Source organism: Phenylobacterium sp. (assembly GCF_013911965.1).
Classification (GTDB): domain Bacteria; phylum Pseudomonadota; class Alphaproteobacteria; order Caulobacterales; family Caulobacteraceae; genus Phenylobacterium.
Genome location: NZ_JACESE010000004.1, coordinates 253,656 through 271,608 on the forward strand (window position 1 = coordinate 253,656; position 17,953 = coordinate 271,608).

Genomic DNA, 17,953 nt, shown 5'->3' on the forward strand with positions numbered 1-17,953 from the left:
CCGCTATGAGAACAGTATGGCCGACAGGCGCCGGCGACCGGTGCGGGCGACCTCCGATCCCGGGCCGGCGGCCTCGAAGATGGTCAGCAGCTGCTTGCGGGCGGCCTCGTCGTTCCAGGCCCGGTCGCGCTCGATGATGTGCAGCAGATGGTCGGCCGCCGCCTCCATGCGCCCGCGGCCGGCCAGGGCCTTGGCCAGGGCCAGGCGGGCCTCGTGATCGTCCGGATCGGCTTCCAGCCGGCGTTCGAACTCGGCGGTCTCCGACGGCGCCTCGGCGGCGAGGTTCAGGGCCGCCCGCACGCTGTCCAGATCGGGGTCCTTGGCGTCGGCCGGCGCCATGGCCAGCACCTCGCGGGCGCGCTCGGCGTCGCCGCCGGCGAGGTAGCAGCGGGCGAGCCCGCCCAGCGCCTTCACATTGTCCGGTTCGGCCTGGATCACCTGGGCGAAGGCCTGGGCCGCGGACGCCAGATCGCCGGCCTCGAGGGCCTCCCTGGCCATGGCGACCACCTCGTCGAGGCTGCTGGGACCGGCCATGGCCGCCAGCTTGTCGACAAAGGCCTTCACCTGGCTCTCCGGCAGGGCGCCCATGAAGCCGTCCACGGGCCGGCCCTCGTGGAAGGCGAAGACGGCGGGAATGGACTGCACGCGCAGCTGGCCGGCGAAGGCGGGATTCTGGTCGATGTCGATCTTGACCATCCGGACCTTGCCCTTGGCGGCGGCGACCGCGCGCTCCAGGGCGGGGCCGAGCTGGCGGCAGGGGCCGCACCAGGGGGCCCAGAAATCGACGATGACCGGCGTCTCGCGGCTGGCTTCGACCACGTCGGCCATGAAGCTGGCGTCGGTCGCGTCCTTGACCAGGTCGCCGACGGGCGGGGCGGCGGCATCTCCGATGAGGGTCATGGGAATCTCGTCTCTTGGTGTCTCAGAGGGCGGAACGCAGGCGGGCCTAAGATGGTCCCATGCCGCGGTCCCTTCAACGAATGGTTTCGTCCTCGACCACGGTCATGGCCTCGAAATCCACGACGATGGGGCGCACGCCCAGCGCCGCCAGGAAGGCGCGGAAGCCGGCCCGGTCGACCGCCGTGGTGGCGGTGTTGGTCAGCGGATGGAAATTGACGAGTTCGGCCTCGGCCAGGACGCGGTCGAGCACGAAGGTGACCCGCCGCGCCTCGTCGTTGATCAGGCCGAAGGCGGTCACCGAGCCCGGCGTGACCCCGAGGGTCTCGACCATCAGCTCCTCGCGCCCGAAGGACAGCCTGGCCGAGCCGATGACGGGGGGCAGCCGCTTCAGATCGATGGCCGTCCGATCGGCCGCCGAGATCAGCCAGAGCCGGTCCTTGGCGTCCTTCAGGAACAGGTTCTTGGTGTGGGCGCCAGGCAGGCCGGCCTTGATCGCCTCGCCCTCGCCGACGCGGAAGACCGCCGGATGATCGAGGGTGCGGTGGGCGATGGCGTGGGCGTCGAGGAAGGCGAGCAGGTCGGCGCGGGTCTTCATCGCTCCTCCATAAGGGCATCGGCGCGCTTGCGGAACTGGACGAGCGCCGCTGGCCCTGGCTAGACCAGTCGCAGGACCCGTCCGGTCGCCAGTCAGAGGTTGGAACGCCCATGGAGCTCGAGTGCTACCCCACAGCCGAACGGCCGCCGGAGATCGTTCCGGGCCGCCCGCAGCGCGCCTGGATGGAGAGCTTCGCCGAACGGCACCCCTATCGCTGCCTGCCGCTGACCATGGCCAATACGACGGGCTGGGAGATCCTCTGCCCGATGAGCTTCACCGCGGAGTGGAACGGAGGTCTCTTCCAGGAGGACATCATCCTGAAGCCGGACAACCCCCATCCGGACTTCCACAATTTCGCCAAGTCCCATTTCAGCCACGGCGTGGTGACCTTCCACCCGGGCTATCTGTTCCGCACGCCGCCCGGCTGGTCGATGATCGCCCAGGGCCCGCCCAACCACGTCAAGGACGGCATCCAGCCGCTCTCGGGCCTGGTGGAGACCGACTGGCTGCCCTTCCCCTTCACGATGAACTGGATCTTCACGCGGCCGGGCAAGGTGCACTTCCGCAAGGGCGAACCCTTCTGCTTCATCACCCTGGTGCAGGACAAGCCGCTGGCCCAGGTGCAGCCGGTCATCCGGGCCCTGTCGTCCAACCCCGAACTGCGCAATCAGTACGACACCTGGGAGAAGCATCGCAGCGAGTTCAACGCCCGGATCTTCCGCGCCGACCCCCAGGCGACCAAGGAAGCCTGGCAGCGCTACTACTTCCGCGGCGAGTTCCCGGAGGAGGTCGCGGAGGCCCCGAAGGACCACGTGAACAAGCGCCGGCTGAAAGCCCCAAAATTTGGCTGAGAGGCCGCTTGCCAAGGCCGGATCGGTCTGCCATAAGCCCGCTCTCGATTTTCGGGGGCGGCCAGACGGGTCGGCTTCGAAGAACGCGGGCGTAGCTCAGGGGTAGAGCACAACCTTGCCAAGGTTGGGGTCGTGAGTTCGAATCTCATCGCCCGCTCCATTCCTCCCCTTGCGGAGGATCGGAACGGATAAGGGGCCGGGGTTTCCCGGCCCTTTCTCGTTTCCGGAGACGCCCTTCCCGCCATCACCGCCTGCAACCAAGAGCCGGCCTGACGCCTTTTCTCTCCAAGGCTCGCCGTCCGCCGCGGCCGGCGAGCGGAGATCGAAGAGGTACGGAGGCCGACCATGACCCAGACGCGAGATGACTGCGATCCGAACGCCCCCAGCTCACGCCCGGCTGAACCGCTGAAGGACGGCCAGAAGCCCGACCAGCTGAACAGGGACGAGCGCAAGGCCGAGACCCGGCAGGAGGCCATCGTCGACGAGGCGGTGGAGGAGACCTTCCCCGCCAGCGACCCGATCGCGCCCAAGCACATCACCTGATCGCCAGGTGAGGCCCGGCCGGCGCTGCAGGCAGCGTCGGCGCCACCCGAGAAACGAGAGGAGAGCTCCATGGCGCTGGACGACCGACAACTGGATCCCCGCCGTTTCAACTCCGAATCCTGGGGCGGCCCCCATGCGGGCCGCGGCCCCCGGACCGGGCGACGGGGCGACGAGGACATCCGCGAGGACCTGAGCGAGGCCCTCATGCACGACGACTATCTCGACGCCAGCGGCGTCGAGGTCAGGGTCGAGAACGGCGATGTGATCCTCAGCGGCGAAGTCGACGAGGTCGACGACAAGCTGCGCGCCGAGATTCTGGCCCAGCGCACCCGCGGCGTCGGCCAGGTGCGCAATGGGCTGAGCGTGCGGAGCCGCGACGCCGACGGGCTCGGTCCCACCCTCGGCATGGACGTCAGCCAGGCCTGAGGCGGCTCGGCGAGACGAAGATCGGGGAAACGAGGAAGGGCGGGCCCGCGAGGACCCGCCCTTTTCGCCGCGCCTTGCGCCGCCGCGGCCCTAGGGCTGCGGCCGCACCACCCGCGGGCCCAGATTGTGGAGCACCGCGCGCGCATCGAAGGCGTTCGGATCGCCGGCCGGACGGGCGCCGCGGTACATGACGATCTCGGCGCTGGCCTCGAACTTCTCGACCGTCCGCACATCGACGCGATCGGCCCAGAAGGGATCGCCCCAGAACGGGTCCCAGGTGCGCCAGCCATAGGGCGAATAGTAGCGCCAGTACGGCCGCCAGTAGGTGTAGCGGGGGCCGTACCACGGATTGTAGAAGGGATCGGGCTCCACATAGGTGCGGGCGTCACGGTCGGTGGCGCGCATGACGATGGAGAAGCCGTCGAAGCCCTGCTGCAGCGTCAGTTCCGCGGCGCGATAGAGCAGATAGCCCTCCACCGTCTCCCGCGAGGTCAGGCTGTTGCCGGAGAAGGTGACGCGCCAGCGGTCCGGCTCGATCCGCATCTCCGAATAGCCGCCCGACACCGCCGAGCCCGGCAGGTTCGGCTGGTAAGGCGTGGCGGTGGCGCAGGCGCTGAGACCGGCCACCAGGGCGAGGGCCGCCACCCGACCCGTCAGTGACTTCATAGTTCGCTCGTTCCTTTTAGAACGCCCCCCGAACGCTCTGGGACATCTTCGGACAACACCTTGACGCAATTGTGGTTGCCGCGCCTGCGCAAAGCGCAGGGGCAAGCGACATTCGGCCGCTGAGGGATCACAAGTCCGCGCGGCGCGCGGATTGGGCGGCGGGCTCCCCGTGCGCCCAATTTGTTCGCGCCCCCGCACCTCCCCGCGCCAGGACGGGCGCCTTGGCCCGCGACGTGCAGGCGAGAGCCGTATAGATTTCACTTAATTCCTATTGAGACAGTGGGTAAGTCTCTGCGGGGCGGAAGCCGCGAACCCTGGGGGCGAAATGGATTCGGACTTCTTCGTGTTTGCGGCGGTGGGGTTCGCCGCCCAGCTGGTCGATGGCGCGCTGGGGATGGCCTATGGCGTCGTCTCGACCACCAGCCTGCTGGCCATGGGCGTCTCGCCCGCCAACGCCTCGGCCAGCGTGCACGCCGCGAAGGTCTTCACCGGGGCCGCCTCGGCCCTGTCCCACGTGGTGCACAAGAACATCGGCTGGAAGCTGCTCGGCCTGCTCTCCGCCGGCGGCATCGTCGGCGGCGTGATCGGCACCTATGTGCTGACCTCCATCGACGGCGACCTGATCAAGCCCTTCGTGGTCACCTGGCTTGGCCTGATGGGCCTCGTCATCCTCTACCGCGCCTGGAAGGGCGTCCGCCCCAAGCCCTTTTCGTGGAAGAGCCCGCTGCCGCTCGGCTTCGTGGGCGGCTTCTTCGATTCCGTGGGCGGCGGCGGATGGGGGCCGGTGGTCACCTCAACCCTGATGGGCTCCGGCGCCGACCCGCGCCAGGCGATCGGCACAACCAATGCGGCCGAGTTCTTCGTCGCCTCGGCCATCTCGGCGGCCTTCCTGGCCTCGCTGCTTTCCGGCCATTGGGAGACGGAGGGCCTGCGCGAGCACGTCTCCTCGGTGCTCGGCCTGATCGCCGGCGGCATCGTGGCCGCCCCCATCGCCGGATGGATGACCAAGGTCCTGCCCCTGCGGGCGCTCACCTGGATCGTCGGCGTGCTGGTGACCGGCCTCGCCGCCTGGCAGGCCTGGGTGCTGTTCCTCTGAGGCGCGGCCCCTAGGCCCCGACCGTGACCAAAATCCAGATGACGCGCCCCAGCGCGCCGAACAGCAGGACGGCGGCCGCGAGCGCCTGCACGACGAAGCCCAGCTCCCGCTTGGCCGGGTCGGCCACATAGCCGAGGGCGTAGAGGACGCGCCCGACGATCCACACCACGCCCAGGGCGGCGGCCACGAGGTCGTTCCAGTAGAGCGCGAAGAGCCACAGCCCGACCAGGAAGACGGGCAGCCATTCGAGCGTGTTCGCCTGCACCCGGATGTGGCGCTCGAGAATCGGATCGCCGGTCATGGCCGGAGCGGCGACGCCGCTCTTTCGGCGGGCCCCGGCGACGCGGAGCCCCATCCAGACATAGACGAGAACGGCGGCGATGGTGACGATCGCAACCCAGCTGTGCGGCGACATGGACTTTCTCTCCTCGGGCCCGGCGCAAGCTGCGCCGTGGCGAGACCAGAGTGGCACGCGCCGCAACGTGCGGGAACCATTCGCCGGGTCGGCCTTGTTTACGCCTGAGGACGGAGCTCCCGCAGGAGACCAGGCCATGCTGACCCCGACGGCCGATATCGAGGACATCGCCTACGACGCCGATCGCGCAAAGCTGATGGTCCGCTTCGCGGGCGGGGACGCCTACGTCTATGTGGGCGTCCCAGGCGAGGTGCACCGGTCGTTTCTGGACGCGGAGTCCCGCGCCGGCTTCTTCGCCGACCGGATCTGCGACAGGTACCCCTACAACCGCCTGGAGGCTTAGGGCGCGCGGCGGTCCCGCTTGGCCTGCACCCGCAGGCGCAGGGCGTTGAGCTTGATGAAACCGGCGGCGTCGCGGTGGTCGTAGGCCACCTTGCCTTCTTCGAAGGTGACGAGCTCCTGGTCGTAGAGCGAGTAGGGGCTGGTCCGGCCGATGACGGTGACATTGCCCTTGTAGAGCTTGACCCGCACCTGGCCCGTCACCGGACCCTGGCTGTGGTCGATGGCCGCCTGCAGCATCTCCCGCTCCGGCGCGAACCAGAAGCCGTTGTAGATCAGCTCCGCATAGCGGGGCATCAGCTCGTCCTTCAGGTGCATGGCGCCGCGGTCCAGCGTGATGGACTCCATGCCCCGGTGGGCGGCGAGCAGGATGGTCCCGCCGGGCGTCTCGTAGACGCCGCGCGACTTCATGCCGACGAAGCGGTTCTCCACCAGGTCCAGACGGCCGATGCCGTTGTCGTGGCCGAGCTGGTTCAGCCGGGTCAGCAGGGTGGCCGGACTCATCTTCTCGCCGTCGACGGCCACGGGATCGCCGCGCTCGAAGTCGATGGTGATGACGGTCGGCTTGTCCGGCGCATCCTCGGGCGAGATGGTGCGCATGTGGACGAACTCCGGCGCCTCGACGGCCGGATCCTCCAGCACCTTCCCCTCGGAGGAGGAGTGCAGCAGGTTGGCGTCGACGCTGAACGGGCTTTCGCCGCGCTTGTCCTTGGCGATCGGGATCTGGTGCTGTTCGGCGAACTCGAGCAGGCGCTCGCGGCTCTTGAACTCCCACTCCCGCCAGGGCGCGATCACGTGGATGTCGGGCTCCAGCGCGTAGTAGCCGAGCTCGAAGCGGACCTGGTCGTTCCCCTTGCCCGTGGCGCCGTGACAGACGGCGTCGGCGCCGACCTTGCGCGCGATGTCGATCTGGGTCTTGGCGATCAGGGGCCGGGCGATGGAGGTGCCGAGCAGGTACTGCCCCTCATAGACCGTATTGGCCCGGAACATCGGGAAGACGTAGTCGCGGACGAATTCCTCGCGCAGGTCCTCGATGAAGATGTTCTCGGGCTTGATGCCCAGCATCAGCGCCTTCTCGCGCGCCGGCGACAGCTCCTCGCCCTGGCCGAGGTCGGCGGTGAAGGTGACGACCTCCGCCCCGTACTCGGTCTGCAGCCACTTGAGGATGATCGAGGTGTCCAGGCCGCCGGAATAGGCGAGGACGACTTTCTTGATCGGCTTGTCGGCGGCCATGGGCGGCGGCTCTTTCACGCTGGAGGCGACAGGGTTCGGTCACGGGACCGCGCGCGTTTAAGGGCGAACGCGGCTGTGGTTCAAGACCTAAGCGCGCCTTCCTCGGAAAGCTGCGCCATGGCGGCGCTGAGCCACCGCATGTGGACGAGCGTGAAGACGGCCGCGAGCGTGGCCCGCACGCCGAACAGGACCAGCATGTCCGGGCCCGCGGGGATCGAGCGGCTCTGCGCGCCCAGGAACAGCCCCACGGCCAGGGCGAACAGCGGCACGGACAGCAGGGCGACGTTTCGCTTCAGCCGCCAGACGGGCTTGCCCTCGCGCGAGAACTGCATGGGGACGCGGGTCTCGGCGTCCATGCGCCGCCAGGCCTCGCGGGCGCCGCCGGCCATCATGGAGAGCGCGATGATCCACAGCGCGTCGCCGAATATGCCGAGCCAGTTCATGAGCCTCTCCCCGCCGTCCGCGCCACACCCATGGACCGAAGCCCGGGCGGATGTCCAGGCCGCCTCAGACGGTGACCTGGGTGCCGAGCTCCACCACGCGGCCGGGCGGGATCTTGAAGAAGTCGGTCGGATTGGCGGCGTTGCGCATCAGGTAGATGAACAGCCGGTCCTGCCACAGCGGCATGCCCGACTGCGCGGCCGGCACCACGGAGCGGCGGCCGAGGAAGAAGCTGGTGGCCATGATGTCGAACTTCAGGCCGAGCTTGCGGCACAGGCCCAGCGCCTTGGGCAGGTTGGGGCTTTCCATGAAGCCGTAGGCGACGGTGACCTTTTTGAAGTCCTCGTTGACCGGCTCGATCTTGATGCGGTCCTCGTCCTTCACCCGCGGCGTTTCGGTCGTCTTCACCGTGAGGATGACGTTCTTCTCGTGCAGCACCTTGTTGTGCTTGAGGTTGTGCATGAGCGCCACGGGGGCGACGTCGGGATCGGAGGTCAGGAAGATGGCCGTGCCCGGCGCCCGGTGCGGCGCGCGCGCCTTCAGGATTTCGGTCAGCTCGGTGAGCTGCACGCTGTCGCGGCGGGTCTTGTCGGTGAGAATCTGGGCGCCGCGGGTCCAGGTCCACATGATGATGACCAGGGCGCCGCCGAGGACCAGAGGGAACCAGGCGCCCTGGGGAATCTTCAGCAGGTTCGACGAGACGAAGGTCAGGTCGATCACGGCGAAGAAGCCCGCGGCCAGAGCCGCCTGCCACCAGGGCCGCTTCCAGAGCGCGCCGATGATGACGAAGAACAGCAGGGTGTCGACGAACATCGAGCCGGTCACGGCGATGCCGTAGGCGGCGGCGAGGTTTGAGGAGTTCTGGAACATGGCCAGCAGCGCCAGAACGCCCGCCAGCAGCAGCATGTTGACCTGCGGCACGTAGATCTGGCCGGCCAGGGTCTCGCTGGTGCGGCGGATGTCGATCCGCGGCAGGAGGCCCAGCTGCACGGCCTGCTGGGTGACCGAAAAGGCGCCGGAGATCACGGCCTGGCTGGCGATCACCGTGGCGGCGGTCGCCAGGACGAGGACGGGCCAGAAGGCGACCTCCGGGACCATCTCGTAGAAGGGGTTCAGCCGCGCCTCGGGATTGGCGAGCACCAGCGCGCCCTGCCCCAGATAGTTGAGCAGCAGCGCGGGCAGGACGAGACCGGCCCAGGCGGCGCGGATCGGGCCTTTGCCGAAGTGGCCCATGTCCGCATAGAGGGCTTCGGCCCCGGTGACGGCGAGGAACACGCTGCCCAGGATGACGAAGCCGAGGAAGCCGTTGTCGAGCAGGAAGAGCACGCCGTAGTGCGGCGAAAGGCCGATGAGGATGCGCGGGTCGTCGAAGATGTGGAAGACGCCCAGGCCCGCCAGCGTCAGGAACCACAGCACGGTGATGGGTCCAAAGAACTTCGCCATGCTGGCGGTGCCGCGCGACTGCACCATGAAGAGCGCGATCAGAATCCCGGCCGAGACCGGAAGCACGAACGGTGTGAGCGCCGAGCCGAGTCCAGGCGCCACCTTCAGACCCTCCACCGCAGAGAGCACCGACAGCGCCGGGGTGATGATGCCGTCCGAGTAGAAGAGGGCCGCGCCGATCATCCCCAGGAAGAAGACCGCGCCGGACCGCCGCCCCAGCGAGCGGCGGGCGAGCGCCATGAGCGCCAGCGTGCCGCCTTCGCCCTTGTTGTCGGCCTGCAGCAGGAAGATCACGTACTTGAGCGTGACGATCAGGATCAGCGCCCAGGTGACCAGGGAGACCACGCCGAAGACGGCCAGCTCCTCGGTGCCGCCGCTGCGCGAGTGGGCCAGCGCCTCTCGCATGGCGTAGAGGGGACTGGTGCCGATGTCTCCGAAGACGACGCCCACCGAACCCAGGGCGAGGGCCCAGAAGCCCTCTGATTTAGCGTGAGACGCGTCTTCATGCGTCTCGGCGGCCGATGTGGTCGGCTCACTCATCCAGACTCTCCGGGAACCCTGGGCGCAAGACCCGGTCCCTTTGACAGGGGCGACTGGGCCCCCCGACGATGCGGCGGGCGCGATACACCCATTCCGGCGAAGGTTCAATCGCAGCGACGTCTGCGACCACCGCAGCCGGCGGCTTGATCAGCGCCGGTCGACCGGCCTAGGTTCCACCGCGTCATGTCGGACAACCAGCGTTTTCCGGTGGCTGCCCACACGCTCGCCTATCTTGCCCACTATGAAGCCTTCGGGCCCGAGCGGGCGATCTCCAGCGTCGAACTGGCGGCTTCCATCCCCACCAATCCCGTTGTCGTACGGCGGGTGACAGGCCTGCTCGCCCAGGCGCGGCTGGTCGGCACGCGCGCCGGCGCCCGCGGCGGGGCCTGGCTGCTGCGTCCGGCCGGCGAGATCACCCTGCAGGATGTGCTGCGGGCCGTGGGGGGCGTGGCGCGGCTGGGCGCCGCGCCGGCCGGCGCCAAGGGTTGTCCGGTGGCGGCCTCCGCGCCCCAGGCGGTGGGCGCGGCCATCGCCGCGGCCGACCAGGCCGCCGCCGAGCGCCTGGGCGACTTCACGGTCGCCGACCTGCTGCCCGCCGAGGGAGGGTAAGGTCTTCGCATGGATCGCCGACTCGCCCTGGTGACCGGCGCTTCGGCGGGCATCGGGATGGCCTTCGCCCACGTCCTTGCGGCGCAGGGCTACGATCTGGCGCTGACCGCCCGTCGGGGCGATCGCCTCGAGGCCCTCGCGGCCGAACTGCGCGCCCGGCACGACGCCTGCGCCCTCGTCTTCTGCGCCGACATGGCCGAGGCGGCGACGCCCGCCGCCCTGGCGGAGTGGCTGACGCGCGAGGGGCGTCCCGTCGACGCCCTGATCAACAACGCCGGCTACGGCCTGCCGGGCGACTTCGCCCAGAGCGCCTGGGAGGACCAGGCCGCCGTCCTGCAGGTGATGCTGAACGGCCCCTGCGAGCTGGCCCACCGGCTCCTGCCGGGCATGATCGACCGCGGCTTCGGCCGCATCGTCAACGTCGCCTCGGTCGCCGGGCTGACGCCCGGCGGGGCCGGACACACGCTCTACGGGCCGGTGAAGAGCTTCATGGTCCGCTTCTCCCAGAGCCTGCACCAGGAGACGCGCGGGACCGGCGTGCATGTGAGCGCGCTGTGCCCCGGCCTCACCTGGTCGGAGTTCCACGACGTGAACGGCACGCGGGACAGGCTGTCGGCCGGCACGCCGCGCTGGCTGTGGATGGAGGCCGAAGCCGTGGCCGTCGCCGGCTGGCGGGCGGTGGAGGCCAACCGTGCGGTGGCCGTCCCCGGCGCGCCGAACAGGATCGCCGCCGCGCTCGCCAAGCTCGTTCCCGACGAGGCGATCATGGCGCTGATGGCGTCGGAAGGCTGGCGGGCGCGGAGCCGCTAGGCCTATTCCGAGACGTAGGGGTTGGCCGCCTCGTTGAGGATGACGCCGCTGGTGGCGTCGGCGACGCCCACCAGGACGAACTGCACCGCCATGGCGCAGAGGATCAGGCCCAGCACCCGCACGACGATGGTCATGCCGATGCGGCCGAGGATCTTGGTGATCACCGGCGCGGCCCAGAAGCAGAGCATGACGACCAGCGAGATGGCCCCGATCACGCCCACGCCGATCGCCGCGCCGGCGAGGCCGAAGGCCTTGGCCTCGCTGGCGTAGATCACCACCGAGGAGATGGCGCCCGGCCCGATGAGCAGAGGCATGGCGAAGGGCACGATCAGCCGCTCGAACTTGCGGCCCGCCCGGCCGCGGGGATTGTCGTCGCCCTCGGCCATGGCGGCGAAGGTGGCGGTGAAGTCGTCGCGGGCCATCTCAAGCCCGAGCAGGAAGAGGATCACCCCGCCGGCGATGCGGAAGGCCGGCAGGGAGATGCCGAAGAAGGCCAGCAGCGACAGGCCCGAGAAATAGAAGAAGGTCAGGAAGCCGAGGATGAACAGGGCGATGTACAGGGCCACCAGGCGCGCATCGCGGCCCTTCGAACCCTGGGTCGCGGCGCCGAACAGGGGCACGTTGCCGATCGGGTCGATCAGGGCGAAGAGGGCGACGAAGAAGTTGACCGCGAACTCGGCTTGGCTCATGCAGCGCTCCTAGCCCAAAATCGAACCGGCGGCGATCTCCTGCGTGCGGAGACGCGCCCGCCCCTGCCCGGAGCCTGCGCCATGACCGCCGTCGCCGCCCCCTCGCCTGCGCTGCAGGCCGCCGATCCCCGCCTGATCGTGCCTCTGGATCTGCCCACGGGCGACGAGGCCCGCCGGATGGTGGAGGCGATCGGCGATGCGGTCAGCTTCTACAAGGTGGGGCTGGAACTGTTCGCCACCGACGGCATGCCCCTGGCGCGCGAGCTGAAGGCGCAGGGCAAGCAGGTCTTCCTCGACTGGAAGCTGCACGACATCGGCACCACGGTTCAGCGGGCGGCCGCGGCGCTCGCCGAGTCGGGCTGCGACTTCCTGACCGTGCACGGGGAGCCCCAGGTGATGGCCTCCGCCGTCCGCGGTCGCGGGCGATCGGGACTGAAGATCCTGGCGGTCACCGTCCTCACCAGCCTGTCGGAGGAGGACCTGCGCGAGATCGGCTATGCGGAGAGCGCCCGCGCCCTGGTGGAACGGCGGATACACCAGGCGATCCACGCCGGCTGCGACGGCGTCGTCGCCAGCCCGCACGAGGCCGAACTGGCGCGCAAGCTCGGCGGCAAGGACTTCCTGGTGGTGACGCCGGGCGTGCGGCCGGACTGGTCGGCGAAGAACGACCAGGCCCGGGTGGCGACCCCGCGCGAGGCGCTCGCGGCGGGGGCCTCCCACATCGTCTGCGGCCGGCCGGTGACGGCGGCCAACGATCCCCGCGCCGCGGCCCGGCGGATCGTCGAGGAGATGGCGGGCGCCTGAGAGGCCTAGTGGCCCTTGCCGCCGCCGTGGTGGCCGCCGCCGTGGCCGCCCCAGTGACCGCCCTTGCCCCCGCCATGTCCGCCGCCCTTGTAGCCGCCGCGGAAGGCGATGGAGGCGGCGACCTGGGCTGAAGCGTGGGCGCTGGCCGAGGCGCTCGCCGAAGCGCCGCTCCCGCCGCCGACAAAGACCGCGCCGCCCCCGCCATAGCCGCCCATCGGGATCGGCCCCACGCCGCCCGCATCGGCGAAGAAGCTCATTGGCAGGACCTCGCCGCGATAGCCGCAAGGGTCGTAGCAGGGCGCGCAGCACCCGCCCGCATAGGGCGGCGGGTAGGACGGCGGCGGATGGTGGGTCGGCGGCGGGCCGTAGGTCGGCGGCGGATAAGGATCGCCGTAGCCGGGCGGCGGATAGGCCGGCTGCGGCGCCCCGCCGGGCGGGTGGCCGTAGCTGTAGCCGTAGGGCCCGTATTCCTGGCTGTAGCCGTACGACCCCCGGCCGTCGCTCACATAGGCCTGCTCGTAGCCGTAGCTGTAGCCGTAGCTGTAGCCGTAGCCGCGCTTGTAGGCCTGGTAGCTCGCATCGGCGCCGTAGGCGTCATAGTAGCCGCCGCCGTAGCTGGCGCAGGGATTGGACGAGGGGCAGGCCGCAGCCACGCCGCCGAGAAGCAGGGCGAGACCGAAACCGGCCGGCAGGCGCAGACGCCAGGACATGGAACGCTCCGTACAAATCTTAACGGAACGCTAACGCGCGAGAACCGGCCGCGGCCAGCGGTTGCAAGCCGTGGGCGAGCTTGGCCGCCGGATCAGAAGTCGACGGCGATGCCCTTGCGCTCCCAGTCGCCGAACCGCGTCGGTTCCGGGCCGGCGGGACCGCCCAGCTCGGCGGCCTTGGCCTGTGCGGCGGCCTCGGCGACGCGGCGGGCCTCGGCTTCCTCCAGGGCGCGTCGGGCGGCGGGACTCAGCGCCTTGTCGGGCGCGGCGTTGGGCGGCGGATTCTGGCTCATGAAGAAGATTTAAGGCGCCCAGCGCCACGGCGCCACTTGCGGCGTTCGCTGAACCGGGTTCTATCGCGCGCAAACACGCAGGAGGCGAGCGCCTGGGGAGGTTCTCGCTGCGTGGCATCGAGACCTGGGGTTAACAATGAACAGACTTTCCACCGCCTTCTTCGGCGCCGCGGTGCTCTATGCGCTCGTCGGCATGTGCCTGGGCATCTGGATGGGGGCGTCGGGCGACCACACGCTCTCGCCGGTCCACGCCCACATCAACCTGCTCGGCTGGGCGAGCCTGGCCCTGATGGGCGCCTTCTACGGCCTGGCCGGCGACCGCGCGCCCCAGCGCCTGGGCTGGGTGAATTTCGGGGTGTCCAACCTCGGCAACATCCTCTCCCTGCCGCTCCTCGCCATGCTGCTCCTGGGCGACACCCGGGTGCTGCCGGCCATGGCGGTGGGCGAGCTGCTGATGGTGGCGGGCATGGCGCTGTTCGCCGTCTCGATCTTCATGGTCGCCCTGAAGCGGCCGACGATCGGCGCGGCCTGACCGGCGCCCCGCGTCGATAGCGCTTGCCTGAGGGCGGCGGAGCGGGCACCTGCGGGCCCGTGAACGACCGCACAGATATCGGCCTGCCCGCCCGGGCCGCCGCCCTCGACATCCTCTCGGCCGCGCTCGCCCGCCGTTCGGGCCTGGACGAGGCGATCGCCGCCCCGGCCTTCGGGGCGCTTGAGACCCGCGACCGCGCCTTCGCCCGCGCCCTGGTCATGGCGACGCTTCGCCATCTGGGGCCCATCGACAAGGCGCTGGACGCACGCCTCTCCAAGCCGCCGCCGGAGCGGGTGCGCAATATTCTGCGCCTGGGCGCGGCGCAGGCCTTTCTGATGGAGGTTCCGGCCTTCGCCGCCGTGGCGACCAGCGTCGACCTCGCCGGCGCCGGCCGGGAGTCGCGGCCCTTCAAGGGCCTGGTCAACGCCGTCCTGCGCGGCCTGCTGCGCGAGCCGCCGAAGCTCGATGATCCGGAAGCCCTGGCGCCGCCGTGGCTGCTGGCCCGCTGGCGCGCCGCCTATGGCGCGGAGGCCGCCCGCCGGATCGCCGCCGTCATCGCCGAGGAGCCGGCCGCCGACCTGACGCTGCGATCCCCCGAACTGGCGGCCGAGCTCGCCGAGGCGCTCGAGGCCGAGATCCTCCCCGGCGGGACCCTGCGCACCGCACGCCGCGGCGACCTGTCGGCCTGGCCCGGCTTCGAGACCGGGGCGTGGTGGGTGCAGGACGCCTCTGCGGCGGTCCCCGCCCGTCTTCTGGAGCCTGGCCCGGGCCAGCGCGTGGCCGACCTCTGCGCGGCGCCGGGCGGCAAGAGCCTGCAGCTGGCCGCCGCCGGCGCAGCGGTCACCGCCGTCGATCGATCGGCCGACCGCTTGAAGCGGCTCAAGGCGAATTTCGGGCGAATGGGGCTGGAGGTGAGCGCGGTGGCGGCGGACGCCGGGGCGTGGAAGGGCGAAGGCGCCTACGACTCGGTCCTTCTGGACGCGCCCTGCTCGGCCACCGGCACCTTCCGGCGGCATCCCGACGTGCTGTGGGCGGCGCGGCCCGGCGACATCGCCAGCCTGGCGGGGGTGCAGACCCGGCTGCTGGACGCCGCCGCCGACCTCGTCGCCGCGCACGGGCGGCTGGTCTACTGCGTGTGCAGCCTGGAGCCCGAGGAGGGCGAGGCCCAGACCGCCGCCTTCCTGGCGCGGCGAAGGGATTTCGTGCTGGAGCCGATGAGGCCGGGCGAAGGCGGGGCGCCGGAGGCGAGCCTGCGGCCCGACGGCGCGCTGCGCATCCTGCCCTTCCATCTGGAAGGCGGAACCGACGGCTTCTACATCGCCCGTTTCCTGCGTCAGGGTTGAGCCGGATCGTCGCGGCGCGGCGGGCGGCCCCGCCGCGGTCCTTGTGGTCTTTGCGCGGCTTGCGCTAAGTCCAGGCGATGACCGTTCGCCCCATCATCGCCCCCTCCATCCTGGCCTCCGACTTCGCCCGCCTGGGCGAGGAATGCCGCGCCATCGAGGCGGCGGGGGCCGACTGGGTGCATATCGACGTGATGGACGGCCACTTCGTGCCGAACATCACCATCGGACCGGATGTGGTGAAGGCGCTGAAGCCGCACGCGGCGATCCCCTTCGACGTCCACCTGATGATCGCCCCGGCCGATCCCTACATCGAGGCCTTCGCCAAGGCCGGCGCCGACCTGATCAGCGTCCACCCCGAGGCCGGACCCCATCTGAGCCGAACCCTGCAGCTGATCCGCAGCCTGGGCTGCAAGGCCGGAGTGGTGTTCAACCCCTCCACCTCGCCCGCGGCGATCGAGTCGATCATGGATCAGGTCGACCTGATCCTGGTCATGTCCGTCAATCCGGGCTTCGGCGGCCAGAAGTTCATGCACTCCCAGCTCGCCAAGATCCGCAAGCTGCGCGAGATGATCGACGCCACGGGCCGCGACATCCACCTGGAAGTCGATGGCGGCGTCACGCCGGAAACGGCGCCGCTCTGCATCGAGGCCGGGGCCACCGCGCTCGTGGCCGGCACGGCGGTGTTCAAGGGCGGGCCAGAGGCCTACGCCGCCAACATCGCCGCCCTTCGGGGCGAATAGGCGGGGGGCGGCGTGGCCGGACAATCCACGCCGACGCCGAACCTGGGCCGCATCCCGGGCCAGGTGGCGGCGCTCGCGGTGGCGGTCGGGGCGCGCCGGCAGCTGCAGCGCGAGTGGGCGGGATCCCCCCTGCATCGCTGGATGCTCGCCCATCCGCGGCCCGAGGGCTTTATGCCGGGGCCGCCGGACCTGCGGCCGGGTCGCCCTGAGAACGGACGCCGGATCCTGCTGGGGGACTTCACCTTCGCCGGGGCGACCCTGCACGCCGGTCCCCATGCGGACCCGTGGGACCGGCCCAATCCCAGCCGCCGCTTTGCGACCGCCCTGCACCGCTTCGGCTGGATGCGGGATCTTCTGGCGCTGGGCGAAGACGGGGCGAGCGAGGGGCTGCGCCTGTCCCTGGCGTGGCGCCGGGTCTTCGGCCGGTGGAACGGCTTCTCCTGGGATCCGGAGGTGCTGGAGCGCCGGGTGTTCAACCTGGCCTGCGCCGCGCCGACGCTCTGCGCCCGGGCCTCGGACGCCGAGACGGGACAGCTGTCGCTCGACCTCGCCCGTCAGGCGCGCCAGCTGCTCTCGACGATCGACGGTCCGGTCCGCGCCGCCGAGCGCGCCGGCGCCGCAGCGCTCGCCGGCGCTGTCCTGGCCGGCGAGGCGGGCGAACAGCTGACGAGGCGGGCGCTCGACCGCTTGTCCCGCGCCCTGCCCCGCACGGTCTCGCCCGACGGGGGCCACGCCTCCCGCTCGCCGGAGGCGGCGCTGGAGCTGCTCCTCGACCTGCAGACCCTGGACGGGGCGCTGGTGCAGCGCGGGCTCGCGCCGCCCGACGAGATGATGCGGGCCATCGATCGCCTGACCGGCGCCGTGCGCTTCTTCACCCTGGCCGACGGCGCCCTGCCCGTCTTCCAGGGCGGCGAGTCGCGCCGCCCGGCCTATGTGGCGGCGGCCCGGGCCACGGAGACCGACGGCGCGCGCACCCTGCCGGCGGCGCGCAACGGCTATCACCGGCTGGAGAGCCGCAGCCTGCAGGTCGTCGCCGACGCCGCCGCGCCCGCGCCCGGCCCCTGGAGCGTGACCGCCTGCGCCCAGCCCCTGGCCCTGGAGATTCTGATCTCGGGCCGTCGCGCCATCACCAACTGCGGCTGGTCGCCGGACGCCGTCGGCCCCGAGGCCCTGCGCCTGGTGGACGCCGCCTCCACGGCCTCCCTGGGCGACCTGCCCTGCGGCGAACCGGTGCGGGGCGTCCGCGCCGCCGCGCTCGGCCCGCGCCTGATCGACGCCTATGGCCGGGTCGAGGCCAAGCGCCACCAGGCCGAGGGCGCCCTGTGGCTGGAGATGTCGCACGACGGCTGGGCCCGCCGTTTCGGACTGCGGCATGAGCGGCGGATCTATCTCGATCTCGCCGCCGACGAACTGCGCGGCGAGGATCGCTTCACCCCGGTGGAGGGCCTGGCCAAGGGCGAGGCCGGGCGCCAGTTCATCCCCTTCGTGGCGCGCTTCCACATCCATCCCGGCGCCAAGGCTTCGCTGGCCCGCGACGGCAAGAGCGTGCTCCTGAAGACCGAGGGCGACGAGACGGGCTGGTGGCTGCGCAACGACGCGCTCGAGGTCTCGATCGAATCCTCCGTCTTCTTCCAGGACGGCCAGGCCCGCCGCACCAGCCAGATCGTCCTGCGCGGCCAGGTGCGCCAGGAAACCGGCGCGCGCCTGCGCTGGAAGCTGGCGGCCGCCGAGCCCTGGCCGCCACCGCGGCTCAACGCCGAGGCGCCGCATTGACTCCCGCCGGGGGCGGGGGCTAGAGCGCGCCTGTTCCGCGTGACTGGCGAATTCGAAGGTGGGCGACCACCGGGGAGCGCGGATCCATAGCCGCCGCTCGCCTGGGCACGCCTTCCTCGACCCGCCTTGCGCCAGGAGACCGCCGTGCCCGCCGCCCCCGAC

Annotated in this window: 22 protein-coding genes, 1 tRNA gene and 1 riboswitch; of the genes, 13 read left to right on the top strand and 10 right to left on the bottom strand. The window is 70.8% G+C overall.

Going from position 1 to position 17,953, the window contains the following annotated elements; genetic code table 11:
- Nucleotides 1-3: 3 nt before the first annotated feature.
- Nucleotides 4-900, bottom strand: a complete 897-nt coding sequence (locus H2041_RS06210; RefSeq protein WP_293410652.1) for a co-chaperone YbbN — start codon at nt 898-900, stop codon at nt 4-6.
- A 73-nt stretch (nt 901-973) separates the two neighbouring features.
- A complete protein-coding gene (locus H2041_RS06215) occupies nt 974-1,495 on the bottom strand; it encodes a prolyl-tRNA synthetase associated domain-containing protein (protein WP_293410654.1) in 522 nt (173 codons plus the stop codon).
- A 110-nt stretch (nt 1,496-1,605) separates the two neighbouring features.
- On the opposite strand from H2041_RS06215, the gene H2041_RS06220 reads away from it, so the two are divergent.
- The 4 genes from H2041_RS06220 to H2041_RS06235 all read left to right on the top strand — a co-directional run bounded on the left by H2041_RS06220 (nt 1,606) and on the right by H2041_RS06235 (nt 3,315).
- Nucleotides 1,606-2,346, top strand: a complete 741-nt coding sequence (locus H2041_RS06220; RefSeq protein WP_293410656.1) for a DUF6065 family protein — start codon at nt 1,606-1,608, stop codon at nt 2,344-2,346.
- Between the two features lie 85 nt (nt 2,347-2,431).
- A tRNA-Gly gene (locus H2041_RS06225) sits at nt 2,432-2,506 on the top strand.
- A 185-nt stretch (nt 2,507-2,691) separates the two neighbouring features.
- Complete coding sequence (locus H2041_RS06230; RefSeq protein ID WP_293410658.1) at nt 2,692-2,889, top strand: hypothetical protein; 198 nt, start codon at nt 2,692-2,694, stop codon at nt 2,887-2,889.
- Nucleotides 2,890-2,958: 69 nt separating this feature from the next.
- On the top strand, nt 2,959-3,315 hold the full coding sequence (locus H2041_RS06235; protein WP_293410660.1) for a BON domain-containing protein: 357 nt from the start codon (nt 2,959-2,961) through the stop codon (nt 3,313-3,315).
- A gap of 90 nt (nt 3,316-3,405) precedes the next feature.
- Here H2041_RS06235 and H2041_RS06240 read toward each other — a convergent pair whose 3' ends face one another.
- The gene (locus tag H2041_RS06240; protein WP_293410662.1) at nt 3,406-3,981 is read right to left on the bottom strand and encodes a hypothetical protein; all 576 of its coding nucleotides are present in this window, start codon (nt 3,979-3,981) and stop codon (nt 3,406-3,408) included.
- A gap of 325 nt (nt 3,982-4,306) precedes the next feature.
- On the opposite strand from H2041_RS06240, the gene H2041_RS06245 reads away from it, so the two are divergent.
- Entirely contained in the window at nt 4,307-5,077 is a 771-nt protein-coding gene (locus H2041_RS06245) for a sulfite exporter TauE/SafE family protein (RefSeq protein WP_293410664.1), read from the top strand.
- A gap of 10 nt (nt 5,078-5,087) precedes the next feature.
- Here H2041_RS06245 and H2041_RS06250 read toward each other — a convergent pair whose 3' ends face one another.
- Entirely contained in the window at nt 5,088-5,492 is a 405-nt protein-coding gene (locus tag H2041_RS06250; RefSeq protein ID WP_293410666.1) for an MAPEG family protein, read from the bottom strand.
- Between the two features lie 136 nt (nt 5,493-5,628).
- On the opposite strand from H2041_RS06250, the gene H2041_RS06255 reads away from it, so the two are divergent.
- Nucleotides 5,629-5,835, top strand: a complete 207-nt coding sequence (locus tag H2041_RS06255) for a KTSC domain-containing protein (RefSeq protein ID WP_293410668.1) — start codon at nt 5,629-5,631, stop codon at nt 5,833-5,835.
- Here H2041_RS06255 and H2041_RS06260 read toward each other — a convergent pair.
- From H2041_RS06260 to H2041_RS06270, 3 genes are all read right to left on the bottom strand, one after another.
- A complete protein-coding gene (locus H2041_RS06260; RefSeq protein ID WP_293410670.1) occupies nt 5,832-7,064 on the bottom strand; it encodes an argininosuccinate synthase in 1,233 nt (410 codons plus the stop codon). The genes H2041_RS06255 and H2041_RS06260 overlap by 4 nt on opposite strands.
- A gap of 80 nt (nt 7,065-7,144) precedes the next feature.
- Entirely contained in the window at nt 7,145-7,507 is a 363-nt protein-coding gene (locus H2041_RS06265; protein ID WP_293410672.1) for a hypothetical protein, read from the bottom strand.
- A gap of 64 nt (nt 7,508-7,571) precedes the next feature.
- Complete coding sequence (locus H2041_RS06270; protein WP_293410674.1) at nt 7,572-9,488, bottom strand: potassium transporter Kup; 1,917 nt, start codon at nt 9,486-9,488, stop codon at nt 7,572-7,574.
- A gap of 183 nt (nt 9,489-9,671) precedes the next feature.
- Between H2041_RS06270 and H2041_RS06275 the strand changes: the two genes are divergently transcribed.
- Together H2041_RS06275 and H2041_RS06280 are read left to right on the top strand one after the other, a co-directional pair.
- Nucleotides 9,672-10,097, top strand: coding sequence for an Rrf2 family transcriptional regulator (locus tag H2041_RS06275; protein WP_293410676.1), 426 nt, complete (start codon nt 9,672-9,674; stop codon nt 10,095-10,097).
- A gap of 9 nt (nt 10,098-10,106) precedes the next feature.
- The gene (locus tag H2041_RS06280; protein ID WP_293410678.1) at nt 10,107-10,907 is read left to right on the top strand and encodes an SDR family oxidoreductase; all 801 of its coding nucleotides are present in this window, start codon (nt 10,107-10,109) and stop codon (nt 10,905-10,907) included.
- A 2-nt stretch (nt 10,908-10,909) separates the two neighbouring features.
- Here the strand turns inward: H2041_RS06280 and H2041_RS06285 are convergent, their stop codons facing one another.
- A complete protein-coding gene (locus tag H2041_RS06285; RefSeq protein WP_293410680.1) occupies nt 10,910-11,596 on the bottom strand; it encodes a MarC family protein in 687 nt (228 codons plus the stop codon).
- Nucleotides 11,597-11,677: 81 nt separating this feature from the next.
- Between H2041_RS06285 and pyrF the strand changes: the two genes are divergently transcribed.
- The gene (gene pyrF / locus H2041_RS06290; RefSeq protein ID WP_293410682.1) at nt 11,678-12,400 is read left to right on the top strand and encodes an orotidine-5'-phosphate decarboxylase; all 723 of its coding nucleotides are present in this window, start codon (nt 11,678-11,680) and stop codon (nt 12,398-12,400) included.
- Nucleotides 12,401-12,405: 5 nt separating this feature from the next.
- Here the strand turns inward: pyrF and H2041_RS06295 are convergent, their stop codons facing one another.
- Together H2041_RS06295 and H2041_RS06300 are read right to left on the bottom strand one after the other, a co-directional pair.
- A complete protein-coding gene (locus tag H2041_RS06295) occupies nt 12,406-13,110 on the bottom strand; it encodes a hypothetical protein (RefSeq protein ID WP_293410684.1) in 705 nt (234 codons plus the stop codon).
- A 92-nt stretch (nt 13,111-13,202) separates the two neighbouring features.
- Nucleotides 13,203-13,403, bottom strand: coding sequence for a DUF1674 domain-containing protein (locus H2041_RS06300; RefSeq protein WP_293410687.1), 201 nt, complete (start codon nt 13,401-13,403; stop codon nt 13,203-13,205).
- A 136-nt stretch (nt 13,404-13,539) separates the two neighbouring features.
- Here H2041_RS06300 and H2041_RS06305 point away from each other — a divergent pair, with 136 nt between their 5' ends.
- The 4 genes from H2041_RS06305 (at nt 13,540) to H2041_RS06320 (ending at nt 17,791) form a co-directional block, all read left to right on the top strand.
- Nucleotides 13,540-13,935, top strand: coding sequence for a hypothetical protein (locus H2041_RS06305; protein ID WP_293410689.1), 396 nt, complete (start codon nt 13,540-13,542; stop codon nt 13,933-13,935).
- A gap of 59 nt (nt 13,936-13,994) precedes the next feature.
- Nucleotides 13,995-15,278, top strand: coding sequence for an RsmB/NOP family class I SAM-dependent RNA methyltransferase (locus H2041_RS06310; RefSeq protein ID WP_293410692.1), 1,284 nt, complete (start codon nt 13,995-13,997; stop codon nt 15,276-15,278).
- A gap of 77 nt (nt 15,279-15,355) precedes the next feature.
- Nucleotides 15,356-16,018 carry a ribulose-phosphate 3-epimerase gene (gene rpe, locus H2041_RS06315; protein ID WP_293410694.1) on the top strand — a complete coding sequence of 221 codons (663 nt, stop codon included), beginning with the start codon at nt 15,356-15,358 and terminating at the stop codon, nt 16,016-16,018.
- Between the two features lie 12 nt (nt 16,019-16,030).
- Nucleotides 16,031-17,791, top strand: a complete 1,761-nt coding sequence (locus tag H2041_RS06320) for a heparinase II/III family protein (RefSeq protein WP_293410696.1) — start codon at nt 16,031-16,033, stop codon at nt 17,789-17,791.
- 29 nt (nt 17,792-17,820) lie between these two features.
- Nucleotides 17,821-17,905: riboswitch (ZMP/ZTP riboswitch) on the top strand.
- The last annotated feature ends 48 nt before the right edge of the window (nt 17,906-17,953 follow it).